Raw genomic sequence first — 23,916 nt, forward strand, 5'->3', positions numbered from 1 at the left:
CCATTGTCTGTCGCCTCCTGCACAGCATTTGCCAGACAATAGACCGCACTCACAATGACAGTCGCCCAGACCGCCGTGCTGTAGAACTGGCCGCCCTGCTGTGTGTACTGGTGACTTGTATTCGAACACCATGGACTTATATTTTGCTGGACTTGCGATTAACTCGCTGCGTCATGCTCAATCGAAGTCGCTACGTAGTCGAATATCCAGTCAGCGATTCCTTCACACCCCGATGCGAGATACATTGGGTGGACAGGGATCGATGGATGCCCCATCAACATTATTCTATCCAGCAACACCTGTTTCGAAGCATCGGATAGCTGATCCCACCAAGAGATGCGGATCGCATGGTTTTCACAACATGAAACTGCAAATCTGAGCATCAGGTCTTCCAGACGCTTCCCTTCGCGGAAAGACTCAGCTATGGACCTCTCGAACGGTTTGCAGACAGCGTTGCTGCTTTTGTGCCAAGCAATACCGAATGCCCAACCATCCTCAAGGGGAGCAGTAAAGAAGGTGATCAATGCGAGAGGGGTCGACCAGTTTCCAAGGTTTTGTAGTCGATTCCCTCGAAAGTCGAAGTCAGGATAGAAAAGCCCTGAAACTTGAATAGAACAGGGTGACTTGGAAGTAAAATATGTGAATTCAAAATCTTGATATTGGCAATTCGATAGTGCTTGGTCAAATATGCGTTTATGGTGCTGAAGTCCACTCCACCCAAGGTTTTGTCCCTTTATAACTGCATCGAGAAAAAGTCCGTGGTCTCCAATCTCAGGGTGGTCCTTAATTTTCGAAAGACTGCGCACCGCATTTTCCTTGACGAAATACTCGCGGCACAAACTTCGATAGGCATAGAGGGCGATTTGCTTTCGGTCTTTCGTGAGAGGGTAGTTGTCGATGGGCTCAAAAAGCGAATTGTCATGAGTGGAACAGAAACCGTCGAATATTGAAGCTTTACCTATTCCTATCTTTTTTAGTTGGGGCGCTCCACCGCTTCGCTGCAATGTCGAAAAATCTGCGTTGGCTCGATATATATGACCATCCTCGGCGATCAGGCCTAACTGCCCCCTACGCTGTATGGAGTGTGCGGCGATGATTTTTCCGCATTGCTTACCATCGAAGAAATGAAGACAACGTCCTCTATCGTTTTCTCGCTTCATCGCAGCAATGAAGTCACTGATAAACGATTTTCCCATAGTCGCTGCTCCTTCTGATATCGAGACGATATTCTCATAGCGTGCCCGTGTTTTCTACTAGGCTATCATCTAACCACGCGCCCCAATGCCGCCACTGTGTCGTCGAGAGTATACAAAAACATCACTTGCCTCAAGCTGAGCGCGCTAGTTCCCGAATAAGTCGACGCGCAAATCTTCGACCGGAGCAGTCGAAGAAGAGATGGTATTAGGAAGACGTAAAAGTAAGCAATTTTTCCTAGAGGTTGAATGCTTCGACCGCTCTCGACATCGCCTTTGACCCGACTCCCTTAACCTTGGACAAAGAATCCTTATCAAGTCCTCCATATTGAACTCGCGCCCTGATGATTTCCTTAGCAGTATTTCGACTCACGTTTAGTAACGCTTCAAGTTCGTCAAGGGTCGCTGTATTAACGTCAAAAGTAGTCGTGACCTTTTTTGATGCGCCCATGTACTCCAGCAAATCCGCGATTACAAGATACGTATGAAAAACCGCCTTAACCGCTTCAATTTGCTCAACATCAGCATGAACCCCTTTATTAGCTATTTTATTTGTTTTCTCAAGCCAAGACCCAAGAAAGTCGACATGAGTCTTGGCTAAATCCCGGTTGCTTTCTGATTCAATAGCGTTGTCCATGAAAGCCCAAAGCCGATTCACATACTGACCCTGACCGAGAGGTCGTCCTTTCTGGGAGGATTGATTCGATGGATAAAGCTCGTCAGCTAACCCCTCTAGAAGTCGTCGGCACGATGTAAGCGCTTGGGACCATTCTTCTGCCTTCGACGATGACACTGAACGAAAAGCTATCATTAGCTGCTCAGCCAGCATTGGGTTTAGATCTAGAAGCTTGTCATCTACAACTGTTTTTAGCAGATCAAAGCTATTGCTGACCGTTCCCGAAAACCGTAACTTATTATAAAGCGCTGAAGCAAGTTCATGCGCCTTCCTGCGAACATAACTAAGATGATTGTAAAGAGGTGTTCTGTAATAAGTTCCGTCATTGCCTTTTTTGGCGCGAGCGAGATCAGCATATCGCTCCTCGATAAATCCAACACTTAAATAGCCACCACCTGCGACGTGATTCTTTAGGGTTAACTCTTCGGCAACTAAGTGCAACCCTCGCTTCAAGCCTAGCCTCTCAAGTTTACCGATAACCTTGTCGATTTCTTGCTGCTTCACCTCGTCGTTCGAGTAGTCGCTTCTAGTCGCAGTCGCTAATAGCTCTTGTATTTCGTCCACATATTTATGATCACCAAGCTGAATCTGGCACCATATTTGAATGTCGATATCGTCAACCAGAACTGCTGCGCGCGATAATTTTTGTACTGACGAAAAAACCGAACCCTTAGGTGACTCTAAATCCTTCAAAGCCTGTTCCAATAAATTCAAAGCTTCATTTTTTTGCGTCATAGTTCACTCAGCAAACTAAAAGTTAACGTGAATTTTTCTTTCCAAATACTACGCTCATTGGAACAGCTGAGGTAGCGTGTGACTCACCATGAACCTCAGTGGCCCATTGGGTGAGTGCATTTACCCGAGTGCGATCCATGGGCAACGTCCGCTTTGGGTCCGAAAGTAGCTGGTGACAGATTCACCAATCTGACGCCAATTGCGCTGGAGGATGTGGTGGCTTTGCAGGGCTAGGGCCGTTGAATGGCATGGTTTGGCGTATTGTTTACCCCCGCCCCATTCACTATTGACTCTCTGCCCCTATATCCCAAATCTGCTTGGCTCAGCGGCACCATCCCTTTCGCCTTTCAGCGTTTTTTAATGCTACCTATTACAGGTTCCAATTGGAGGCGCTGTCGCTGCTATGCTTGGTATTTCTCGAAGGAAATCGACACCATGCCAAGTGATTATTCACTGTCGGATGTACTGGAAAGGCTGTTCGAAAACCAGCAGGCCCTGGAGGCGGCCATTATGGAGTTGACCCTGCTGATCGAGGAGCAAGGGGCACCGGAAGTGGGCGGAAATGTCCGTGGCGCACTGTGGACCATGGGTGAAAACGCCGGTCATATCAAACAAGGCCTGGCTCGATTGAAGAAATTGGACATCAGCTAACCGAGGCACACCAAGGGCCCGTCAACAGTCATGTCGAGGTGAATTCGGTTAGCCAGTCCGGTTCACCTCACAAGCAGCTATTTTGGCGATACCGGACGCTCACGACTGACCGCTTTCGGCCGAGGATGTGTAAAAACGTTTTTGAGCGCGACAGGCACTCAAAACTGGACTGGAAATCTCGCTTCTACGCGAAATCCACATCTGCTGACGTGCCGATAAATTTCAGATTTAACGTAGACGCGCATACTTCAATTTTGGCGAAGCGGTTTTACACACTCTGGGCCAAAAGCAGACATTCAGTTCAGCGCCGCAGCCCACGGCGGACGCGCGGCCATTATCTAACCGACTTAAGGTTGCATGTCACAAAAATGCAGTATCACTTGAGATGAAATAGCCGCCAAGCTAGTGATCACGCGTCGTTGCCAGGTGTGATTTCGTCCTTGGACCTAAAGCATGTAGACGGAGTAGCAGCACTTTGATAGCGTAAGTCGAGGATATATTCGTATGGGTAGGAAAGGTGGCACATCTGACAATGCAAATTTTTTACCTTCCATAACCGGTTTACTTATTCTTATCTAAAGGAATAGAGTTGAAAATACTGACCTTTAAAGCCTATAACGTACATGAGTTTTTAAATTTCAACATTGACTTCAATGACAACTTGAACTTTATAGCTGGACTTAATGGCTCCGGAAAAACAACAGCGCTAAACTTAATAAATTTCTTGCTTACACCGTCGATTGAGGAGTTAGCGAAGATAAAATTTGAGGCGTTGGTGGTAGTTCTTTTTGATGAGAAAATTGAATCTAAGCTCACCATTACGTGCTTGCAGTCAAATGATTCAATTCACTTCTCTACCTCTGATTCAGAAGAATGGATGTCGGCTGACATTTCTGAAGTTCTCTATTCAGACGACAAGGCTGTGACTAATAGACTTAGATCAAATTCTATTTTCAAGAGAATTGATGGCCTTACTCCCCCGATGTACCTAAGTTTGGATCGTCGTTTTATTCAAGACGCAAAGCCCGAAGAACTTGATTTTCGTTGGATGATGCCCAAGCCTAAAGGCTTTACCAGCGAGTTAGATGGCAGCATGAAAGACGCGCTAGCTATCGTATCCAAAAAAAGCGCAGAGGCTAAAGAAAAGCAAGCCGCAGCAGATAAGAAACTTAGGAACAAAATAATTCTCGACTCCTTTGCTACTGCAAATGGCATACAAGAGCAGATGCCGTTTCCAGACAAGCGAGTAATTCTAACCCTCAAGACGAAGCAAGCAACTATCAAAAAAACGCTGAAAAACTTGGATTTCGAGACCGAAGAATTCGAAAGTCTCCTCGATAGCTTTTTCGCAAATTTAACTTCGCTAGCGAAAAGCGCCCTTGCAACATTAAATCCCACTCCAAGCGCTTTTCGCCCTAGTTCAAAAAACAGCGCAACGCATAGAACAAAAGAAATAGATTCAATTCCCCCTCAAAAAATGGAAAAGAAACTATATAGTGAGGAGAACTCCCGAGTTCTAGCAAAGTGGTTCGTAAACAGTCACCAACTGGGTAGGATAAACAGACTTGTAAAGCTGATTGATGAATATGAAAAAGAACAACTAGAAATTAATTCTGAAATTGAAAAATTCACCCTTCTGGTAAATTCCTTCCTAGAGCAAACAAATAAAAAGATCATTGTATCGAACCGTGGTGAAATAAAAATATTCATCGCCTCGGCTGAAAGAACCCTTACGGTGATGTCATCTGGCGAACGGCAAATCTTGATTATCTTGGCGCATCTCTGCCTTAACTCCAGCTTGCCAAAAAATGGAATTTTTATTGTAGATGAGCCAGAGCTTTCTTTGCATTTGGCATGGCAGGAAATGTTTGTTGAGGCGGTACAAACAGCCAGTCCAGAGTTGCAGATCATATTGGCTACGCACTCTCCAGCGATTATAGGAGGGCGGAATAACTTTTATATACCTCTGCATAAAGGAGAAGAACAATGATCGGTGGGGTGCCTGTCTGGCCGCCTTCCGCGTTGGAGAGTGTGGGCCTGCTATATCGTCCGCTCCAGGACCTTGAGGTATATGTTGAAGATAAAGATTCAGAGGTGTTCTATCTAGAGTTACTTGGAAGATTAATTCCAAGCGGAAAAAGAATCAAAAAAATCATACCTTTAAATGGTCGCGGCAACGTGGTCGATTTATGCAAGCGATATAATGATCCTTCTCCAGCCTTATTCTTAATTGATGGCGATCTAGATCTTACGCTTAAAATTAGAGAGATCGGCCTAAAAAACTTATTCCAACTAAAATCTTATTGCATCGAGAATTATCTATTTTGTTTAATTGGCTCTAGGGAAATAATAGTCGAGACCTCGGGGAAGATTTTGCCGGAAAAAGCTCTAACTACTGAAGAGTGGGAGACGTTTTTCAATTACGTGAGCGAACCACTTCGAGAGTTATTTCTAGTGTTTGCTGCCGCTAGAGTTCTAGCTCCCACATTAAAGACGGTATCTCTAGGCTACCCATCTATCTCAACTCAGAAAATTCGAAAAAGAGGCCCCGAGCCAGACTTGGTCAAAATTTTTTCTGTTATAGAAGCGATAAAAATACAATCGTTACAATTTACAAGCGAAGAAATATGGCTTTCAACGATTGAACAGATCCGTGAAAATGCTAAAGACATCCAAACCATTGATATGGTTTCCGGCAAGGATTTTCTGTTGCCCATGCTTGATATGTTTATTCGCTCCAAAGGAGGGAGCACTGCTTCTACTGAAAGCTTGATGTTTCGTCTAGCGAGACATTGCTCACTCAATAGATTGAATGAACTTGGAGCTGCCCTCCAATCCGTACTAGACGGGGATGTGATTTTTTCTAGCTAGAAATGTTATTTTCAAAAGTACGGCGTCTGAATAGGACTCAGTTCATAGACATGCCTGATTTGTAGCTTTTGTCCGAGTGTCCTGTTCTGTTATCCGCTTCGGCCGAAAGCCGTTCATTCGTGAACGGCTTTCGGCCGAGGCTGTATAAAAACGTTTTAGAACACGTTTGACAGTCAGGGCTGGAACAAAAATCGCGCTCCTACGTAAATTTCTAGTCTGCTGCTCACTTTAAGGCAAAGAGGTCTCTACGAAACCCGGGGAGATACAATCAGCTAAGATCAGAAGTCAGTATTCTTTGCAAATATTTTTGCACACTGATATTAGTTCCCTGCTGTCAGAATCGCTGCCAAGACCATGGCGAGGCAGCCAGGTAGCTAAATTAGCCAAGACTGTCTTGTTACGAATCTGCCTAGCAATTTTGGATAATTTTTCGCGGGAGGTACGGTGTTCGGGATATCCAATAGAGTTAATAAACGTCGCAATCAATAGATGGAGAGAGACTAGACGATCCCAGCGAAAACGATCTTCTGTCGCTGATAACCCTTGAAAGAACACGAAAACAGGCTCCACCTTCTCACCGAGCTCTAGCATCGCATTAGCTTTGAGAATCTCTCCATCTTCACCAACGCAAATTTCGCAATACTCACGCAACGTATCAGAGAAGAAATGATCGACAGGATTAAATGTGTCGTAGCTCATACCTTGAAACAGCTCAGTATCAGTCATGCACCAATGAAGTGCTGCTACATATTTTACGAAGATCATATCGTGCTCGGATGCAATCCGTGAGTCGACGTACAGTGCCTGACGCTCAAAGTTGCGAACAAGGGCAAAAACAGCCAAGAACCGGCAAACAAAGCTATTAAGGTAATAATTTTCCGGATGCCTGACATCATCCACAACCAACCACCCCTTGTCATGGTTTGCGTATAGATTCCAGAACCGATAATTCAGACTATTACCAGCATGCAGCAAGCGCCCATGAGTACGTCCGATGATATCCCGGAGAGCTTTGCGTTGTTCGTGCTCATAGTCCGCGACAAGCTTTTTCCTATGCTCCCGAACTCGAAAAGTGTAGGCAACAAAGGCTGAAATTGTTGCAGAAATCAGGGATGCCTGAAGAACTGTAGTGTTCGTTGATAAAAGCGTTGATACCCAGGTTAAATCCATGTCGAATTAATTTCAATATAGTGGTAGAAATTACAGTTTAGCGATGTGATAAAAATTTCGCCAACCAGTATTTGTTCGCCGATCACCCTATTTTTTTGATCCTCCAGACAATTGCAGTGTATGCATTCCTTTTTCATAGTACGGCCCGACGCAATAGGAGCTATCATTTAGATCAGGATCAATCATAGATGTAGTCATGATTATCTGATATTTTTGTTCAACCCCTTCAAGCGAACGCACTAGAAGCCTTTGGAAATTTTGACTACGTTTCGGTCCCATCCCTTTATCCTCGATGTTATCCATTAGCAACAACCGAGGGTATCGCATGTTTTCGTCCCATATTGACTCTTGAAGAATCGCAAGATGGAAGCTGTTTTTCATGATTGTTTCAGAGCTTGCTGAAAACTTAGACCTGCCGTCGACCAACATAAAATCCTTGGCGAAGTCGTATTCGAATTTTCCAGGATCTATGAAGTCGCTTTCAAACCCGCCATCCTGCCTTAGAAGGGTGATTGTTCTCTCAGATAGATTTGATTCTAGTTTGGATTTCCTGGCCTCAGTTAGATAACTATTCTTTTTTATTTCGTCTTTTAGGTACGATATCTGATTATTTAATTTATCACGATCAGATATAAGCTGCTCGACGCTTGACACAAGCTTTATTTTGCTTTTTAAGTTTGTTATGCGTTCCTCAAGAGTGCCAATCCTCGAAGACAGCGTGTAAAGTTTTAAAACCTTATCAGAGCTTAGTGTCAGTGCAGCCTTGTGCTTTGATTTCAAGGTATTGAGTTGATGCCCCTCAACTTGAATGTACCGATCAGCTTCATCTAATCGCGTCCGAAGTTCAGCCAGGACTGATTCGCTTTCACGCTTCTGGAAATTCAAGTCATTCAGTGCAGCCAAATAAGAGCTTTTCCTTTTTTCATCATCTACTTCAGTTTTGCAAAGATGGCATATTCCGTTACTTTGGGGATCAATAGTAGACAAGCAGCACGGACAAAATTTAAATCGAATCTCCCCAAAAAAGTCATAGGTTGCTCTCGACTCCTGCAAAGACTTAAGCCTGAACTCAATAGCTTTTATGAAAAGCTCGGACTCGACAACTTCGTTTACCAACTCAATTCGTCTCGAAGTTCTGATGTCGATTTCTTTTGCCAAGATTGATATCTGCTCCGCAACCTTGGCAGTCACCTCTTTAATTTCTGGGCTCGAATTAGTATCTGGTTGTAATGCTGTTTGCTGTCGCTCTATCAAAAGTGCAGCCAGCTCGGCATTCGCTTCTTCAATTTCTTTATCAAGATGCTCAGCTCTCAGAACCCCCTCAGTAGGTGAGATGTATTTGAAAATAGCATCGAGCTGACCATATATTTTGCTGAATTCTGTTTCGGCTTTAGAGAGTTGTTGTCTTAGTCCATACGTACCCAAGTCATCAACACCCAACAGGAAGTCTCCGATTGCTTGGCGCATGCTCGGCTTATCGAATGCAAGTTCAGCTTTAAGGATTTTATTTACGGGTGTATCCTGATCTACATAAATCAAGCGTAATATCTGGTGAATAGTTAGGTTTGAATTATCATCTGTCTGATGATGAGGCCACCCGAACAGTTCAAAAAGTTGTTGAGAGAAACTGTGTTTATTGGCAGTGCGCATGACACCATATTGAACCCACTCAGTGTGATTTCTCACTGAGCTTTCGTAGTCTCCAGAAAAAAATTGCATGGGAGGCTTATTGGCAGGCTCTATAGATCTAGAAACTGTTAACATATACCCATTTATTTCAATCTGAATTATAACGCTGTCACACGCAGCTGCTTCTTTGTTCCAGCGCTCTTCCCTCAGATCACCACCTAACCCAAAGAAAAGCAGATCCATTATCGTGGACTTGCCAATACTATTATCGCCACGGATTATGTTGATACCAAAATGAAAGTCCTGATCATAAACAGCACGACCAGATTTCATGACAAGGAAACGATGTACAAACAAGGTTGATCTATTTGATATCATATATATATTCCATTAGTCCCGAGCGCTTCTTCAACCCGGAATCTCCATTAAACTCAACCTTCGGCAATGCCTTTGTGATAACTTCAAAAGCATCGCTTTTTAGAAAACAATCATTTCCTATAAGCTCTACGTAACCTCCAGGAAGAAGATCACTATTAAGCTTTAGCATTCCACTTTCAAACTCGGCCTTTGAAATTATGCCTTTCGCAATCAATTCTAATGCTGCAGTTTTTTGAAAAACCTGAAGATCATATAGAACCCGAGCCGGATTATTGATATCTTCAAACTGATCCGGTATGGATTTTAGCTTTATTTTAAAGTCCTTTATATTTGAAGGCCATGGCTTTATATTTTTCAATTGACTAGGGAATAGGTAATAATAATCAAGAACCCTAAGTTGATCCCAAGTAATGGAAGCCTCTGTCGTTGCTTGCAATATTGCCAGCAATCTATATAAGCAGTGATTAGCATCGTATGCGGGATGATAAATTAACACTTCATACCTCCCAGACCAGATGACATTTACCTGTTAAAAAATACAACATCCCATAGATCAAGTGCTGATCGATTGATATATCAACACTATTAACCTCAGAAAATATGGAGTTTACGATATTGTGATAGATAGATTGATCGATATTTTCCGCAAGCGCTCCAGCTTTTATAAGCGGCCGAATCTGGCCATCAAATGCTGCTTTGATTTTCTGAAGAATATAAAAATAAATATATTGCCTTCGTGGTGAGAGTTGCGCCTTTGCTGCAATTTTTGCGAATCGATCTTTATGCTCTATGGCTTCATCGACAAGATCTTCTCTATCTCCATTGAGAAGCTTTTGTTTTAACCCAATAATTGGCCGACCTGCTCGATCATTTAGGTAAGAGTTAAAAAGCTCAATAAAATCCTTAAACTCTTCATCCTCTTCTGATAGCGCGCCTATCCTGTCGAGCCCAGCTCTAATAACACTGGGGTCTGGAGCTGCAGCAACGACATATGTAACGTTGTTTTGGTCGCCTCCAATAATTGGGCCTTTAACATCCGAATTATTAATAGCTATTTTGTTCATTCAGGCTTACCGGAATTTCGATTTCCCCCGGTAATACCTCCACGAACCTTTGAGTTGGAGATTATTATTGAGTTGCCAGGTTGCGATTTATTTGTCACAAGACCTATAAGAAAGACGCAGATGAAAAATGTCAACACGCTGATTAGACATAGCAGCCCGTACAGCTGGGTGTTATTCAGATTTTTTAGAATAGGGGATGAAATTATTGCAGGATAAACGCTGTAAGAGACGAAGGCCCCAACAGTAGCGCTCCCACCGTATTTTAAGGCGGCAATCCAAAACTTCTCCATAACTCACTCCTTGTTTTTTTGGCAATTCGCCATCATCCCGGACAACCGCGATTACGTAAAGAGTCTTGTACCTTTTTTACATCGTGTCAGCGTTCGCTGTGCAGACAATTTGAATTACTGCTTTGGGCCGATCACAACACAGTATCACTCTAACCAAAAGCGACCATATCGTTGGCAGTTGCGGACACCACCCAAAAATTTTCACTTTTCTCAGGACCTAAAAAACATTAACTAATTGATTTTAATAGAATTTAAGTATGAGATCGAGGTCAGGATCGAACCGATGTAGGTGGTTTTCTATCCACTGAATCAGACATCCTCGTAGCTACCGAGAGGAACAATTTCTTCCCAATTTGTCCCAAGGTCGAGCGGCAGCTGTGGGTCGAGAGTAGCCGTTCGCGAGTGACCACATAGGCCTAAAGCTGACGTTGCCGATGGCCGTATATCCGGTGATCATTACCAGCCGAACAACGCTACATGGCCCTGACCCACAATCACCACGAATATGCGTTACCCCATGCATAGCGAGGCTTACTTGAGACGAGAAAATTATCTGCAAGGCGACGTTGCACAATTTTGCGAGTGGCTGTCCCAACGACTGGGTAGACACCCCATCCATTTTTCGATCACAGGGCATCGCAAGCAATTTTCAACTTTGCATGACGCACTGAACGCATACGAGTGGCCTCTGAAGAAGGTTTCCGGCCGACCAACCCCAGACGGCAACTATCCCTATAAACATCCCACGGTTCCCACACTTATTGCCAGAAGCAGCCTAGCCACCAACACGACCGTGCTGGACGTGATACAGAAGGCGCTACGCACTGCTTACCTGAGTGATCCTGTGCCGAGCGACGCGCTCGCGGGTGCCGTCGCCGCCACCTTCCACTGGGGCGGCGTTTATACGACAACAAAGAATGGCGGCAATAGGCCTTGGCTCGCAAAAAACTATTGCGGTTTGTTGCCCATTCTCCAAAACGTAGTCAACGATCATGCCCAAGGAGAAGATTACAGCCGGGTCACCGCCTTACGCTTCAACGCCGGAATGACAAAGGTTTATTCACTCCTCATAGATGACTTCATCATCTATGACAGCCGGGTAGCCGCCTCGCTGGCGTGGCTGGTGCTGAACTGGTGGACGGTTATCAAAGGCAATCCGCACAACCAGCTACCTGAGAACCTGCGTTTCCTTTGCTTGCCTGGCAACGGAAACGCTCGCAAGCTCCGCAACCCAGCACCGATGGTGTTCGAGACCCACGCAACGAAGCCCTATGAACATTACAAATGGAACGTTCGCGCCAACTGGCTACTACATCGCGCCCAGCAACTGGCGGGCGAAAGCAGCCGCTTCAGCTCCTTGCGCGAAATCGAGGCGGCACTATTCCAGATGGGTGAGAGGGTGGTTTGAACATCGAGTGTCCGCCGGGCTCCAATTGGCAATGCAGTGGGCTGCCCTTCGCGATAAGCAGCTATCGGTTGAATCCACAGTCGAAAGCGGGCATTCATCTGCAGACCGCTTCAGGTCAACCGCCAACTGTCTGCAATCTGTCCGCGTGCAATGCGGACGAAATGCGGACAGCCTCCCAGTACCGAACTCTTCGCTATGAAAAGTAGTGGACCACTTCGACCGGATCGAACATTACTTACAGTTCGAACTCTTGTAGGCATACGTCATCAGCCCGCGATCGAGGTTCGTGTAGTAGATCAGTCGTCCTGTCAGTCACATCAGTTCGAGGCTGCGCTGCTTTCGCGCTCCTGGCGTCAGACGGACTGGGCGCAAGTGGGGTGCCTGCTGCTCGATAAAATCTTTAAGGAGGGGTAGGTCAAAAGTCTGGAGCCCTCAGCCCAAGGACCGGTCCGGAAAACTGTCTCACATTAATTCGTATAATTTTTGTCCATATAAGATTTTTTTTCTATACGGCAAGTCGACGGCCTCGCTGGCTAAAAGACTGAGAGCTTCGCGCCAAAGACCGCCCCCAATCTTTTCTTAGAATGCTAACTGCTGACCGAAAAAGCCTCAGGGAACGCAAACGCTCTGACAGCGCTGCCGCCGCCATAGGCACAGCGTTCTACCGCAAGCCATATCAAGCCACCAGCCTGCCCATCATCAGTGCCACCGATCTGACGCATTGGGAATCCATCACGTGCGCCCCCCATGATTACTGCGAGACTGGAGGAGTAGGCAAAAAGCTCAGAACCGACAACCCCTCGAACGAAAGGAAAAGCCTTGCTAATCACCACCCGGAAAACGGGCAATTTTAGTGGGGTAAAAGGTGGGGTAAATTCACAAATGAAAAAGGCCGGCGCTTTCGCTGCCGACCTAAGCCATTGAAAAATATGGTCGGGACGGAGTGATTCGAACACTCGACCCCTAGCACCCCATGCTAGTGCGCTACCGGACTGCGCTACGCCCCGACTAGGCGTTGAATCTGCCCCTCATCTCGAGGAACGCTCAAGAATATATCGCAAGCTTTTGAAAACTGGAAGTATTTAAAAGCAGGAATTTATTTCTTGAGAACCACCAGAACATCTTCCAGCTCGGCGATCATCTGGCGGATCATTTGTTTGTATTGGGTGGTGTCGTCTTTGGCTTCATCGCCGGACAAACGCAAGCGTGCGCCGCCGATGGTAAACCCCTGATCGTAAAGAAGCGCACGGATCTGCCGGATCATCAGCACGTCCTGGCGCTGATAATACCGGCGGTTTCCGCGGCGTTTGACGGGGTTGAGTTGAGGAAACTCCTGTTCCCAGTAGCGCAGCACGTGCGGTTTTACGGCACATAGCTCGCTGACTTCACCAATGGTGAAGTAGCGTTTGCCCGGGATGACGGGTAGTTCGTCGTTATGACTTGGTTCCAGCATAAGCCTCAACTCGGGCCTTCAACTTCTGCCCTGGACGAAAGGTGACCACACGGCGAGCCGTGATCGGGATTTCTTCTCCCGTTTTCGGATTGCGGCCAGGCCGCTGGCGTTTGTCCCGAAGGTCGAAATTGCCGAAACCGGACAATTTGACTTGTTCGTTGTCTTCAAGAGCGTGCCTGATTTCTTCAAAAAACAGTTCGACCAATTCCTTGGCCTCCCGCTTGTTCAGGCCCAGCTCTTCATACAGACGTTCCGCCATCTCAGCTTTCGTCAAAGCCCCCATACGTCACTTCCTTAACGTGGCGTTCAACCTTTGTTCGAGCGAGGTGAGGATGTTTTGCGTCGTGGTATTCACCTCATCGTCATTAAGAGTGCGCGATGGATGCTGCCAGGTCAAGCCGACTGCAAGGCTTTTTCTATCAGGATCAATGCCTTTACCCTGATACACGTCAAATAGCCTGAGGTCTGTGAGCCATTCGCCTGCATTTTCACGGATTACGTCCAGTACGGCGGTGGCCGCAACGTCTTTATCCGCCAGCAGTGCAAGGTCACGACGCACTTCAGGAAAGCGCGATAACTCCTGGAATTTAGGCATTTTGCCCAACGCCACTTCGGCCAGAACCAGCTCGAATACGAAGACCGGACGGTCGAGACCGAGGGTTTTCGACAATTCAGGGTGAATCGCACCAACGAAACCTACCAAGCGGCCTTCACGTTCGATGCGCGCGGTCTGACCCGGGTGCAACGCAGGGTGTTTGCCCGGCACGAACGTGAACGAATCCAGTGCGCCGGCGAAACCCAGTACCGCTTCCACATCAGCTTTGACGTCGAAGAAATCCACGACATCGCGACCTTGCGCCCAGCCTTCCGGCAGGCGGCTACCGCATACCACACCTGCCAGCATCGGCTCTTGCTTCAGGCCTTCCAGCTGACCAACGAAGCGCAGGCCGCTTTCGAACAAGCGGACGCGATCTTGTTGACGGTTCAGGTTGTGCTGAAGCGCCTTGACCAGACCAGGCCACAGGGACGAACGCATGGCAGCCATGTCGTTGGAAATCGGGTTAGCCAGCAGCAGCGGCTCGACACCCGGATTAAACAACTCGAATTGTTTCGGATCAATGAAGCTGTAAGTGATCGCTTCCTGATAACCACGAGCCACCAGCAGACGACGCAGTTCAGGCAGATCGCTGCGCGCTTCGGCCTTGGCTTGCGGCGCCAGACGGGCTTGCGGGTAGCGAACCGGCAGACGGTTGTAACCGTACAGACGGGCCAGCTCTTCGATCAGGTCGACTTCCAGGCTGATATCGAAACGGAAGCTTGGCACTTCTACGCGCCACTGCCCTGCCCCATCGGCAGAAATGGTCAGGCCCAAGGCGCTGAGCAGACGCTCGACTTCGGCCGAATCCATTTCCATGCCCAGCATCTGAGTAATGCGCTGGGCACGCAGGGTGATCGGCGCGATCGACGGCAGATACTGCTCGTTGACGGTCTCGATAATCGGACCCGCTTCACCACCGGTGATGTCCAGCAGCAAGCCAGTGGCACGCTCCATGGCTTCACGGGCCAGTTGCCAGTCCACGCCACGCTCGTAGCGGTGCGAGGCATCGGTGTGCAGACCGTAGGAACGAGCCTTGCCAGCGACAGCAATCTGGTCGAAGAACGCGCTTTCCAGGAAAATATCGCGAGTGGTCGCGGTGTTGACGCCGCTGTGCTCGCCACCCATGACGCCGGCGATAGCCAAGGCACGGTTGTGGTCTGCAATCACCAGCGTATCGCTACGCAGGCTGACTTCCTGACCATCAAGCAGAACCAGCTTCTCGCCTTCTTCGGCCATGCGCACGCGGATGCCGCCATTGATTTCGGCGAGATCGAACGCGTGCAGCGGTTGACCCAGTTCCAGCATCACGTAGTTGGTGATGTCGACGGCGGCGTCGATGCTGCGCACGTCGGCACGACGCAGACGCTCGACCATCCACAGCGGCGTAGGCTTGGACAGGTCGACGTTACGGATCACACGACCCAAGTAACGCGGGCACGCGGCTGGCGCGAGGACTTCAACCGAACGCACTTCGTCGTGCACGGCCGGAACGCTGGCAATCGCCGGGCGCACGACTGGGGCGGCATAAAGCGCGCCGACTTCGCGGGCCAGACCGGCCAGGGACAGGCAGTCGCCGCGGTTCGGGGTCAGGTCGACCTCGATGCTGGCGTCGTCGAGGCTCAGGTACTCACGAATGTCCTGACCGACCGGCGCATCGGCCGGCAATTCCATCAGGCCATCGTTGCCTTCGCCGATTTGCAGCTCGGCCTGGGAGCACAGCATGCCGTTGGATTCAACGCCACGCAGCTTGGCTTTCTTGATTTTGAAGTCGCCCGGCAGTTCGGCACCAATCATGGCGAACGGGATCTTCAGGCCGGGGCGCACGTTTGGCGCACCGCACACTACCTGGAAGGTCTCCGAGCCATTGCTGACCTGGCAAACACGCAATTTGTCGGCGTCCGGGTGTTGCTCGGTGCTGAGCACCTCGCCCACGACCACGCCACTGAATTCACCGGCGGCCGGCGTAACGCTATCGACCTCAAGACCGGCCATCGACAGACGAGCAACCAGCTCGTCGCGACTTACCTGCGGGCTTACCCAGCCACGCAGCCATTGTTCACTGAATTTCATCCTGCTCTCCTAAGAATTCGTTACGACTAGCGAAATTGCGCGAGGAACCGCAAGTCGTTGTCGAAGAACAGACGCAAGTCGTTCACGCCGTAACGCAGCATGGCCAGACGCTCAACGCCCATGCCGAAGGCAAAGCCCGAAAACTCTTCCGGGTCGATCCCGGACATACGCAGCACATTCGGGTGAACCATGCCGCAGCCCATGACTTCCAGCCAGCCAGTCTGTTTGCAGACGCGGCAACCTTTACCGCTGCACATCACGCATTCCATGTCGACTTCAGCGGATGGCTCGGTGAATGGGAAGTACGAGGGACGGAAACGCACGGCCAGTTCTTTTTCGAAGAACACGCGCAGGAACTCTTCGATGGTGCCTTTCAGGTCGGCGAAATTGATATCGCGGTCGACCAGCAGGCCTTCGACCTGGTGGAACATCGGAGAGTGAGTGATATCGGAGTCGCTACGGTACACACGGCCTGGGCAGACGATGCGGATCGGTGGCTGTTTCGATTCCATGGTGCGGACCTGTACCGGAGAGGTATGGGTGCGCAGCAACATGTTGGCATTGAAATAGAAGGTGTCATGCATCGACCGGGCCGGGTGATGGCCTGGGATGTTGAGCGCTTCGAAGTTGTGATAGTCGTCTTCGACCTCAGGGCCTTCGGCAATGCCGTAGCCGATGTGGGTGAAGAACTGTTCGATACGTTCCAGAGTGCGAGTAACCGGATGCAGACCACCGGAGGTCTGACCGCGGCCAGGCAGGGTCACGTCAATGGACTCGGCTGACAGTTTGGCGGCCAGGTCGGCCTCTTCAAACAGTGCCTTGCGGGCATTGAGAACCTCTGTGACACGCTCCTTGGCAACGTTGATCAGCGCGCCGACTTGCGGGCGCTCTTCTGCCGGCAAATTCCCCAGGGTCTTCATCACCTGAGTCAATTCGCCCTTTTTGCCAAGGTAGTGAACCCGGATTTGCTCCAGGGCATTGATATCTTCAGCGCTTTGCACAGCCTCTAGTGCTTGAGAGACGAGCGCATCCAGGTTTTCCATGTACAGACTCCAGATACAAAATAGGGGAAGAGCTTGAAGGCTCTTCCCCTATTTATGACGTTTAACACCTGGCCCCACAGAGGTGAGGCCGGGTGACTGTCGGGGGTACTTAAGCCAAGGTGGCTTTAGCTTTCTCGACAATCGCAGCAAACGCCGCTTTTTCGTTCACTGCCAGATCAGCCAGAACCTTACGGTCGATCTCGATGGACGCTTTTTTCAGGCCGGCGATGAAACGGCTGTAGGACAGACCGTTGATACGTGCACCAGCGTTGATACGAGCGATCCACAGAGCGCGGAACTGACGTTTTTTCTGACGACGGTCACGGTAGGCGTATTGGCCTGCCTTGATTACCGCTTGCTTGGCAACACGGAATACGCGCGAGCGAGCGCCGTAGTAGCCTTTAGCAAGTTTCAGAATTTTTTTGTGACGTTTACGGGCAATGACGCCACGCTTTACACGAGCCATGAGTTACTTCCTCTATTCTTGACTAAAATTAACGAAGGCGCAGCATGCGCTCGACTTTTGCCACGTCAGACGGATGCAGCAAGCTGCTACCGCGCAGTTGACGCTTACGCTTGGTCGACATTTTAGTCAGGATGTGGCTCTTGAAAGCGTGCTTGTGCTTGATACCGTTAGCAGTTTTCAAAAACCGCTTAGCAGCACCACTTTTAGTTTTCATTTTTGGCATGTTCGGATACTCCGCATTCAGTTGATAAACATAATCAGAAGGCCTGCCGTGCCCTATTGATTACTTCTTCTTTTTCGGGGCGATGACCATGATCAGCTGGCGTCCTTCCATCTTAGGATGCTGTTCGACCGAACCGTACTCGAGCAAGTCACCTTCAACTCGCTTGAGGAGTTCCATCCCCAGCTCCTGGTGGGCCATCTCACGGCCGCGGAATCGCAAGGATACCTTGGCCCTGTCCCCATCACTCAGGAAACGTACCAGGTTGCGCAGTTTTACCTGGTAATCCCCTTCCTCCGTCCCTGGACGAAACTTGATTTCTTTAACCTGAATCTGCTTCTGGTTTTTCTTGGCCGCGGCAATCTGCTTCTTCTTCTCGAAGATCGATTTGCCGTAGTCCATCAGTTTGCAAACAGGGGGTACTGCATCGGCGGAAATTTCCACCAAATCCAGTTTGGCCTCTTCAGCCTTAAGAAGCGCGTCTTCAATTGACACAATCCCAAGCTGTTCACCTTCAGCTCCAATTAACCGAACCTCGCGTGCCGAGATATTCTCGTTGATCGGGGCTTTCGGTGCAGCTCGTTTATCTTGTCTCATTTCACGCTTAATAATAATTACTCCGAATCTGGGCGACCACGCCGGGAAACCGCTTGCGCGAGAAACTCAGCGAACTGGGCGACGGGCATCGAGCCCAGGTCAGCACCTTCACGAGTACGCACAGCGACAGTCTGCATCTCGACTTCCCGATCTCCGATAACCAAGAGATAGGGAACCTTGAGCAAAGTATGCTCGCGGATTTTAAAGCCGATCTTTTCATTTCTCAAGTCAGACTTGGCACGAAATCCGCTTTCATTGAGGGTTTTTTCAACCTCAGCGGCAAAATCAGCCTGTTTATCAGTGATATTCATGATCACTGCCTGGGTCGGAGCCAGCCACGCGGGGAATGCACCCTCGTAGTGCTCGATCAGGATTCCGACGAAACGTTCGAAGGAGCCCAGGATCGCCCGGTGCAACATAACCGGGTGCTTGCGACTGTTGTCTTCGGAGACGTATTCGGCTCCCAGACGGACAGGCAGGTTAAAATCGAGCTGAAGGGTACCACATTGCCAGACGCGGCCGAGGCAATCTTTCAGCGAGAACTCGATTTTCGGACCGTAGAACGCACCCTCGCCCGGCTGCAGATCGTACGGCAAGCCAGCGCTATCAAGGGCTGCAGCCAGTGCAGCTTCGGCGCGATCCCACAGTTCGTCGGAACCGACGCGTTTTTCCGGACGAGTGGACAGCTTCATCTCGACGTCTTTGAAGCCGAAGTCGGCATAAACGTCCATGGTCAGCTTGATGAATGCAGCGGATTCGGCCTGCATCTGCTCTTCAGTACAGAAGATGTGAGCATCGTCCTGAGTGAAGGCGCGAACGCGCATGATGCCGTGCAGTGCACCCGACGGCTCGTTACGGTGGCAGGCACCGAACTCGGCCAGACGCATCGGCAGCTCGCGGTAGCTTTTCAGACCCTGATTGAACACCTGCACGTGGCACGGGCAGTTCATCGGCTTGATGGCGTAGTCGCGGTTTTCCGACTGAGTGGTAAACATGTTGTCGGCGTAGTTGGCCCAGTGCCCGGATTTCTCCCACAGGCTGCGGTCAACGACTTGTGGAGTTTTGATCTCCAGATAGCCGTTGTCGCGCTGAACCTTGCGCATGTACTGCTCGAGCACCTGGTACAGAGTCCAGCCGTTCGGGTGCCAGAACACCATGCCCGGCGACTCTTCCTGGGTGTGGAACAGGCCCAGACGCTTGCCGATCTTGCGGTGATCGCGCTTCTCGGCTTCTTCGATGCGCTGGATGTAGGCCGCCAGTTGCTTCTTGTCCGCCCATGCGGTGCCGTAAACGCGCTGCAATTGCTCGTTCTTGGCATCGCCACGCCAGTAGGCGCCGGACAGCTTGGTCAGCTTGAAGGATTTCAGGAAACGCGTGTTCGGCACGTGCGGACCGCGGCACATGTCGACGTATTCTTCGTGATAGTACAGACCCATGGCCTGCTCGTTCGGCATGTCTTCGACCAGGCGCAGCTTGTAGTCTTCGCCGCGGGCCTTGAACACTTCGATCACTTCGGCGCGCGGAGTGACTTTCTTGACCACGTCGTAATCTTTCTCGATCAGCTGCTGCATGCGCTGTTCGATGGCGGCCAGGTCGTCCGGCGTGAAAGGACGCTCGAAGGCGATGTCGTAATAGAAGCCTTCGTCGATGACCGGACCGATGACCATCTTGGCCGTCGGGTACAACTGCTTGACCGCATGGCCAACCAGGTGGGCGCAAGAGTGGCGAATGATCTCCAGCCCCTCTTCATCCTTTGGCGTAATGATTTGCAGCGTGGAATCGCTGTCGATGATGTCGCTGGCGTCGACCAGCTTGCCATTGACCTTGCCGGCCACGGTGGCCTTGGCCAGACCGGCACCAATGGATGCGGCGACCTCGGCTACGGAAACCGGGTGATCGAATGAACGTTGACTGCCGTCGGGAAGAGTAATAGTTGGCATGGCGCCTCCTCTCCTAGTGGTGACCCCTACCAAAGGTCACGTGGGTTGGGATGAGCCAGTACAAGATCCGATCCAGGCCATTCAATAACGAACGCCTGCCTTACAGCGGCAGGAGCCTTGCGGCCAACCGGAAAACCGAACCAGAGTGACTGGGATTCAAATCAGGGTTATTCGCGCATCTGCCGCTGCCGGGACTTTGAAGGTCATCCGGAGCCTGCAAACGCCCGAGCGAAGCATGCTAGCACAGATGAACGGTCGTCGCGGCGGCAAGGTTTTCTGCTGGGGCAAATCAGGCATTTTTATGCCAGAGTGCTGAACTTGAACCCCGCTTTACCCCTCAGATAACAAGACATTGACCCAAAAGGAGCATCTCAGCATGCGTCTGAATCGTTTATTCGCCATCGTCGCACCCGTCGTCCTGTTGCTGCCGCTGGCTGCCCATGCCGATTGGCCAAAGGGCGAGCGCGAGAAATACATGGCTCAGTGCACTCAGGCGGCCACTCCGCAGATCGGCGCTGCAGCTGCGAAATCTCACTGCGCTTGCGGTGCCGACGCGATCAAATCGTACCCGGCTGGCGACATTCAGGCCCTGATGGATAACAAGGCCAGCCCGGAACTGCAACAGAAAGCGCTGGGGCAGATAGCTAAATGCAAGGCCAACGCACCGGCGAAAAAGTGAGAAAAAAGTCCTTTTAACCCGGCTCACTGCCGATAAAAAGTGATGAAATTTAGCTTTTTCGTACAAATTTTTAAGGTTTTTCAGCTTTTTTTATTGTCTTTACTTTCGACTGAAAGCCTTTTAAACCGGGGCTTTCAGCCACACAAAGCAACAAAGCAAACGTGACTGCAGGGCAAACAGCACACCCAGGGGGCTCCCAAAGCGAACATTTCGACTATGATAGTCCGGTGTGCCCAGTTGGCCTGAGCAGCACAGTACTACTGAAAATATATGTTTCTTGGAGATACACCATGTCTAATCGCCAAACCGGCACCGTTAAATGGTTCAACGATGAAAAAGGCTTCGGCTTCATCACTCCTCAAGGTGGCGGTGACGACCTGTTCGTACACTTCAAAGCTATCGAAAGCGACGGTTTCAAAAGCCTGAAAGAAGGCCAGACCGTTTCCTTCGTGGCTGAGAAAGGCCAAAAGGGTATGCAAGCTGCACAAGTCCGCGCAGAGTAATTTTCTGCCGCACTAAAAAAACCCCGTCCATGTGACGGGGTTTTTTATGGGCGAAACAAAAGCCTGAAGCAATCAGCCGCAGTTGACGCGGGTGACCACCAGGTTGTTGTCGGTGTTCAGGTTCAGGCGATCGGAGCGGTACTCCAGGGTCACCATGTCATCAGGCTTGAGGAACCGGGCATTCTGCGCGCCTGCGCGTGTACGTGCCTGCTCCAGCAATTGGGGCGAAGCCTTTTTGCCAATGGTGAATTCGGCAGCCTTTGCTTCACAACGGCTGTGGCCGGTGTCGGTCGCCACAGGGTCCTTTGCCGACTCGGTGGACGTATTGCTGCAACCGGCCAGCAGGGTGGCGGCCAACAAAGTACCCAATGACGCGAGCTTCCAAGGCATGAAGCCTCCTTTTTTCAATAGTTAAGCTGAGATCGTGCGACCGCCATTTTGGCGTTTGGTTTCAGAGCGGGTTATCGCCCCGCCCTCGATCCGGGCAGCAGCGAGTGTGCCTGAGCATCGCCATGCCGTTCATCACTCAATCGTGACTGAATATGAATGGCACTCAATAAACGTCGATGTAGTCGAAAGGCGGCTTCGGCCAGTTCTCCTTGAGCGCATTGAAAATCTGCATGACCCAGACCTCGTCGCTGGCCGCTACCAATCCGACATAACCGGAACCCTTGGCCCAGGTCTCCAGGCGAAACAGCAACCCGTCGATGTCCGTGCCGCCCACAATGCCCGACGAAATGTAGGCGATGCCGCCCTTGGTGACCCGCAACTGAGTGTGTTCATCGTCGCTGGCAGAAGCCAGCAGCTGACGCACCGCTTCGAGGGTCAAGCCGTCAGGAGTGTTCAAATCGATCTGCACAGCACGGTCCTTGAAAAATCGTCAAAGACCAAGTGTCGCATAGCCCTCCCCTCATGCCTAAGTCGGAGTGCCAAACGTCCCGCAAAATGGTTAACTCGACACTCAGACTTTCCCGACTTCACGAGCGCCATCATGACCACCGTAAGTATCGACGCCGACATCAAAGCCAAGTGGCCACAGGGTCACAGCTCTTACAGCCCGGGCAGCCCGGAAGAGTTGGCGATCATTGGTATCGATTTGCTGGTCAAGGAACTGGGGACGCAAGCCGCCCAGACATTCATCGCCCAGATACTCGAGAGATACCCCGCCGACTATATGGGCCTGACAGATAGCGAGTGAATGTAAAAACCCGCAGACTGGCACCTGCGGGTATACAGCTTACTTCAGGCGAGCCAGACGCTGGGTCAGCAGGTCGAAGAAGCCCTGAGCGTCGCCATTTTCGACCCAGAAGGCATTTTTTGGTGCTTTCAGGCCGTCATACCAGTCAACGATGGTCTGGCCGAAGGTCGGCCCTTCGCGGCTATCAACCACCACGTTGACCGAACGGCCAGTGAACAACTCCGGCTTGAGCAGGTAAGCAATGACTGTAGCGTCATGCACCGGCCCACCCGGAATGCCGTAGTGCTCCATGTCGCCTTTGACGTACTCGTTGAGAATATCGCCCACCAGCTTGCTGGCATTGTTGTTCAGGGCGGCGATCTGCTTCAGGCGCGCTTCACTGGTCAGGATCTTGTGGGTCACATCCAGCGGCAAGTAGGTCAGCTTGACGCCACTTTTCAGCACCACTTCCGCAGCCTGAGGGTCGGCGAACAGGTTGAATTCGGCCACCGGGGTGATGTTGCCGCCGTTGAAGTGCGCACCGCCCATGATCACCACTTCCTTGATGCCCTGAACGATTTCAGGCTCCTGGATCAGCGCCAGGGCCAGGTTGGTCTGTGGACCGAGCATGGCGATGGTGATGCTGTGGGGTTTGGCGGACTTCAGGGTATCGATCAGATAGTTGACCGCATTGCCTTCGGCCAGGCCTTTCTTCGGCTCGTGCACCGTGACACCCGACAAGCCTTCCTTGCCGTGGATGTTCTCGGCATAGATCGGCGTGCGCATCATTGGTTTCGGTGCGCCCGCGTAAACAGGCACCTCCTCGCGCCCTGCCCACTCGCGGGCCAGACGCGCATTACGCGAGGTCTTGTCCAGGCGCACGTTGCCCGCAACGGTGGTCAACGCACGAATATTCAGCTCTTCCGGCGATGCCAGGGCAAACAGCAAGGCGACCACGTCATCGGCACCCGGATCGGTGTCGATGATCAAGTCGATCTTTTCCGCCGCTTGGGCGCTTGTTGCGGTAATCAGGGACAAAAGCAGCAGACTCCGGAGCAGGTGGTGCAGTTTCTGAGCATAGCGGTGCATAGCGCACTCCTTGTGC

At 50.3% G+C, this 23,916-nt stretch carries 24 protein-coding genes and 1 tRNA gene; 7 read left to right on the forward strand and 18 right to left on the reverse strand.

Annotated elements, in window-relative coordinates; all coding sequences use genetic code 11:
• Nucleotides 1-158: 158 nt before the first annotated feature.
• Nucleotides 159-1,196, reverse strand: a complete 1,038-nt coding sequence (locus tag KGB18_RS24215) for a hypothetical protein (RefSeq protein WP_223570606.1) — start codon at nt 1,194-1,196, stop codon at nt 159-161.
• Between the two features lie 235 nt (nt 1,197-1,431).
• Entirely contained in the window at nt 1,432-2,604 is a 1,173-nt protein-coding gene (locus KGB18_RS24220) for a ComEA family DNA-binding protein (protein WP_038980118.1), read from the reverse strand.
• A gap of 435 nt (nt 2,605-3,039) precedes the next feature.
• Between KGB18_RS24220 and KGB18_RS24225 the strand changes: the two genes are divergently transcribed.
• From KGB18_RS24225 to KGB18_RS24235, 3 genes are all read left to right on the forward strand, one after another.
• Nucleotides 3,040-3,255: a hypothetical protein gene (locus tag KGB18_RS24225; RefSeq protein WP_223570607.1), complete on the forward strand. Its 216-nt coding sequence runs from the start codon at nt 3,040-3,042 to the stop codon at nt 3,253-3,255.
• Nucleotides 3,256-3,844: 589 nt separating this feature from the next.
• Entirely contained in the window at nt 3,845-5,245 is a 1,401-nt protein-coding gene (locus KGB18_RS24230) for an AAA family ATPase (RefSeq protein ID WP_038980116.1), read from the forward strand.
• Nucleotides 5,242-6,126, forward strand: coding sequence for a DUF4435 domain-containing protein (locus KGB18_RS24235; protein WP_038980115.1), 885 nt, complete (start codon nt 5,242-5,244; stop codon nt 6,124-6,126). Before KGB18_RS24230 ends, KGB18_RS24235 begins: the two co-directional genes overlap by 4 nt.
• Before the next feature lie 285 nt (nt 6,127-6,411).
• Here the strand turns inward: KGB18_RS24235 and KGB18_RS24240 are convergent, their stop codons facing one another.
• From KGB18_RS24240 to KGB18_RS24255, 4 genes are all read right to left on the reverse strand, one after another.
• Nucleotides 6,412-7,296, reverse strand: a complete 885-nt coding sequence (locus KGB18_RS24240; protein WP_038980114.1) for a hypothetical protein — start codon at nt 7,294-7,296, stop codon at nt 6,412-6,414.
• Between the two features lie 87 nt (nt 7,297-7,383).
• Entirely contained in the window at nt 7,384-9,258 is a 1,875-nt protein-coding gene (locus KGB18_RS24245; protein ID WP_223570608.1) for an AAA family ATPase, read from the reverse strand.
• A 31-nt stretch (nt 9,259-9,289) separates the two neighbouring features.
• Complete coding sequence (locus tag KGB18_RS24250; protein WP_223570609.1) at nt 9,290-9,799, reverse strand: ABC-three component system middle component 5; 510 nt, start codon at nt 9,797-9,799, stop codon at nt 9,290-9,292.
• Nucleotide 9,800: 1 nt separating this feature from the next.
• Nucleotides 9,801-10,367 carry an ABC-three component system protein gene (locus KGB18_RS24255; protein WP_223570610.1) on the reverse strand — a complete coding sequence of 189 codons (567 nt, stop codon included), beginning with the start codon at nt 10,365-10,367 and terminating at the stop codon, nt 9,801-9,803.
• Nucleotides 10,368-11,192: 825 nt separating this feature from the next.
• On the opposite strand from KGB18_RS24255, the gene KGB18_RS24260 reads away from it, so the two are divergent.
• Nucleotides 11,193-12,065 carry a hypothetical protein gene (locus KGB18_RS24260; RefSeq protein WP_223570611.1) on the forward strand — a complete coding sequence of 291 codons (873 nt, stop codon included), beginning with the start codon at nt 11,193-11,195 and terminating at the stop codon, nt 12,063-12,065.
• Nucleotides 12,066-12,995: 930 nt separating this feature from the next.
• Here the strand turns inward: KGB18_RS24260 and KGB18_RS24265 are convergent.
• The 9 genes from KGB18_RS24265 to thrS form a co-directional block, all read right to left on the reverse strand.
• Nucleotides 12,996-13,072, reverse strand: a tRNA-Pro gene (locus tag KGB18_RS24265).
• A gap of 89 nt (nt 13,073-13,161) precedes the next feature.
• Nucleotides 13,162-13,518 carry a MerR family transcriptional regulator gene (locus tag KGB18_RS24270; RefSeq protein WP_003179985.1) on the reverse strand — a complete coding sequence of 119 codons (357 nt, stop codon included), beginning with the start codon at nt 13,516-13,518 and terminating at the stop codon, nt 13,162-13,164.
• The gene (gene ihfA / locus KGB18_RS24275; protein ID WP_002553164.1) at nt 13,499-13,801 is read right to left on the reverse strand and encodes an integration host factor subunit alpha; all 303 of its coding nucleotides are present in this window, start codon (nt 13,799-13,801) and stop codon (nt 13,499-13,501) included. The genes KGB18_RS24270 and ihfA overlap by 20 nt, the downstream gene beginning before the upstream one ends.
• A gap of 3 nt (nt 13,802-13,804) precedes the next feature.
• Complete coding sequence (pheT, locus tag KGB18_RS24280; protein WP_223570612.1) at nt 13,805-16,186, reverse strand: phenylalanine--tRNA ligase subunit beta; 2,382 nt, start codon at nt 16,184-16,186, stop codon at nt 13,805-13,807.
• A 26-nt stretch (nt 16,187-16,212) separates the two neighbouring features.
• On the reverse strand, nt 16,213-17,229 hold the full coding sequence (gene pheS / locus KGB18_RS24285; RefSeq protein WP_007905876.1) for a phenylalanine--tRNA ligase subunit alpha: 1,017 nt from the start codon (nt 17,227-17,229) through the stop codon (nt 16,213-16,215).
• Nucleotides 17,230-17,338: 109 nt separating this feature from the next.
• Entirely contained in the window at nt 17,339-17,695 is a 357-nt protein-coding gene (gene rplT / locus KGB18_RS24290; protein WP_007905879.1) for a 50S ribosomal protein L20, read from the reverse strand.
• A gap of 28 nt (nt 17,696-17,723) precedes the next feature.
• Complete coding sequence (rpmI, locus tag KGB18_RS24295) at nt 17,724-17,918, reverse strand: 50S ribosomal protein L35 (protein WP_002553160.1); 195 nt, start codon at nt 17,916-17,918, stop codon at nt 17,724-17,726.
• A gap of 60 nt (nt 17,919-17,978) precedes the next feature.
• Nucleotides 17,979-18,530 (reverse strand): translation initiation factor IF-3, encoded by a 552-nt coding sequence (gene infC / locus KGB18_RS24300; RefSeq protein ID WP_172435341.1) that lies wholly within the window; start codon nt 18,528-18,530, stop codon nt 17,979-17,981.
• Nucleotides 18,530-20,452: a threonine--tRNA ligase gene (thrS, locus tag KGB18_RS24305; RefSeq protein WP_123721001.1), complete on the reverse strand. Its 1,923-nt coding sequence runs from the start codon at nt 20,450-20,452 to the stop codon at nt 18,530-18,532. Before thrS ends, infC begins: the two co-directional genes overlap by 1 nt.
• Nucleotides 20,453-20,828: 376 nt before the next feature.
• On the opposite strand from thrS, the gene KGB18_RS24310 reads away from it, so the two are divergent.
• On the forward strand, nt 20,829-21,131 hold the full coding sequence (locus KGB18_RS24310; RefSeq protein WP_038980108.1) for a hypothetical protein: 303 nt from the start codon (nt 20,829-20,831) through the stop codon (nt 21,129-21,131).
• 290 nt (nt 21,132-21,421) lie between these two features.
• Nucleotides 21,422-21,634 carry a cold-shock protein gene (locus tag KGB18_RS24315; RefSeq protein ID WP_007905882.1) on the forward strand — a complete coding sequence of 71 codons (213 nt, stop codon included), beginning with the start codon at nt 21,422-21,424 and terminating at the stop codon, nt 21,632-21,634.
• A 72-nt stretch (nt 21,635-21,706) separates the two neighbouring features.
• On the opposite strand, the gene KGB18_RS24320 is transcribed toward KGB18_RS24315, so the two are convergent.
• Together KGB18_RS24320 and KGB18_RS24325 are read right to left on the reverse strand one after the other, a co-directional pair.
• Nucleotides 21,707-22,024 (reverse strand): I78 family peptidase inhibitor, encoded by a 318-nt coding sequence (locus KGB18_RS24320; protein ID WP_223570613.1) that lies wholly within the window; start codon nt 22,022-22,024, stop codon nt 21,707-21,709.
• A 163-nt stretch (nt 22,025-22,187) separates the two neighbouring features.
• Nucleotides 22,188-22,493, reverse strand: a complete 306-nt coding sequence (locus KGB18_RS24325) for a hypothetical protein (RefSeq protein WP_008075867.1) — start codon at nt 22,491-22,493, stop codon at nt 22,188-22,190.
• A gap of 132 nt (nt 22,494-22,625) precedes the next feature.
• Here KGB18_RS24325 and KGB18_RS24330 point away from each other — a divergent pair, with 132 nt between their 5' ends.
• Complete coding sequence (locus tag KGB18_RS24330; protein ID WP_223570614.1) at nt 22,626-22,832, forward strand: hypothetical protein; 207 nt, start codon at nt 22,626-22,628, stop codon at nt 22,830-22,832.
• A gap of 39 nt (nt 22,833-22,871) precedes the next feature.
• Here KGB18_RS24330 and KGB18_RS24335 read toward each other — a convergent pair whose 3' ends face one another.
• Nucleotides 22,872-23,900 carry a nucleoside hydrolase gene (locus KGB18_RS24335; RefSeq protein ID WP_008007256.1) on the reverse strand — a complete coding sequence of 343 codons (1,029 nt, stop codon included), beginning with the start codon at nt 23,898-23,900 and terminating at the stop codon, nt 22,872-22,874.
• Between the last annotated feature and the right edge of the window lie 16 nt (nt 23,901-23,916).

Source organism: Pseudomonas sp. BF-R-26, assembly GCF_019947395.1.
GTDB lineage: Bacteria > Pseudomonadota > Gammaproteobacteria > Pseudomonadales > Pseudomonadaceae > Aquipseudomonas > Aquipseudomonas farris.

Coding starts and splice junctions, on each gene's coding strand:
- rplT (WP_007905879.1), bottom strand. CDS start 17,695: ATGGCTCGTGTAAAGCGTGGCGTCATTGCCCGTAAACGTCACAAAAAA.
- pheS (WP_007905876.1), bottom strand. CDS start 17,229: ATGGAAAACCTGGATGCGCTCGTCTCTCAAGCACTAGAGGCTGTGCAA.
- KGB18_RS24220 (WP_038980118.1), bottom strand. CDS start 2,604: ATGACGCAAAAAAATGAAGCTTTGAATTTATTGGAACAGGCTTTGAAG.
- rpmI (WP_002553160.1), bottom strand. CDS start 17,918: ATGCCAAAAATGAAAACTAAAAGTGGTGCTGCTAAGCGGTTTTTGAAA.
- KGB18_RS24215 (WP_223570606.1), bottom strand. CDS start 1,196: ATGGGAAAATCGTTTATCAGTGACTTCATTGCTGCGATGAAGCGAGAA.
- KGB18_RS24235 (WP_038980115.1), top strand. CDS start 5,242: ATGATCGGTGGGGTGCCTGTCTGGCCGCCTTCCGCGTTGGAGAGTGTG.
- KGB18_RS24330 (WP_223570614.1), top strand. CDS start 22,626: ATGACCACCGTAAGTATCGACGCCGACATCAAAGCCAAGTGGCCACAG.
- KGB18_RS24270 (WP_003179985.1), bottom strand. CDS start 13,518: ATGCTGGAACCAAGTCATAACGACGAACTACCCGTCATCCCGGGCAAA.
- pheT (WP_223570612.1), bottom strand. CDS start 16,186: ATGAAATTCAGTGAACAATGGCTGCGTGGCTGGGTAAGCCCGCAGGTA.
- KGB18_RS24335 (WP_008007256.1), bottom strand. CDS start 23,900: ATGCACCGCTATGCTCAGAAACTGCACCACCTGCTCCGGAGTCTGCTG.
- KGB18_RS24225 (WP_223570607.1), top strand. CDS start 3,040: ATGCCAAGTGATTATTCACTGTCGGATGTACTGGAAAGGCTGTTCGAA.
- KGB18_RS24255 (WP_223570610.1), bottom strand. CDS start 10,367: ATGAACAAAATAGCTATTAATAATTCGGATGTTAAAGGCCCAATTATT.
- ihfA (WP_002553164.1), bottom strand. CDS start 13,801: ATGGGGGCTTTGACGAAAGCTGAGATGGCGGAACGTCTGTATGAAGAG.
- KGB18_RS24315 (WP_007905882.1), top strand. CDS start 21,422: ATGTCTAATCGCCAAACCGGCACCGTTAAATGGTTCAACGATGAAAAA.
- KGB18_RS24320 (WP_223570613.1), bottom strand. CDS start 22,024: ATGCCTTGGAAGCTCGCGTCATTGGGTACTTTGTTGGCCGCCACCCTG.
- KGB18_RS24240 (WP_038980114.1), bottom strand. CDS start 7,296: ATGGATTTAACCTGGGTATCAACGCTTTTATCAACGAACACTACAGTT.
- thrS (WP_123721001.1), bottom strand. CDS start 20,452: ATGCCAACTATTACTCTTCCCGACGGCAGTCAACGTTCATTCGATCAC.
- KGB18_RS24310 (WP_038980108.1), top strand. CDS start 20,829: ATGCGTCTGAATCGTTTATTCGCCATCGTCGCACCCGTCGTCCTGTTG.
- KGB18_RS24245 (WP_223570608.1), bottom strand. CDS start 9,258: ATGAAATCTGGTCGTGCTGTTTATGATCAGGACTTTCATTTTGGTATC.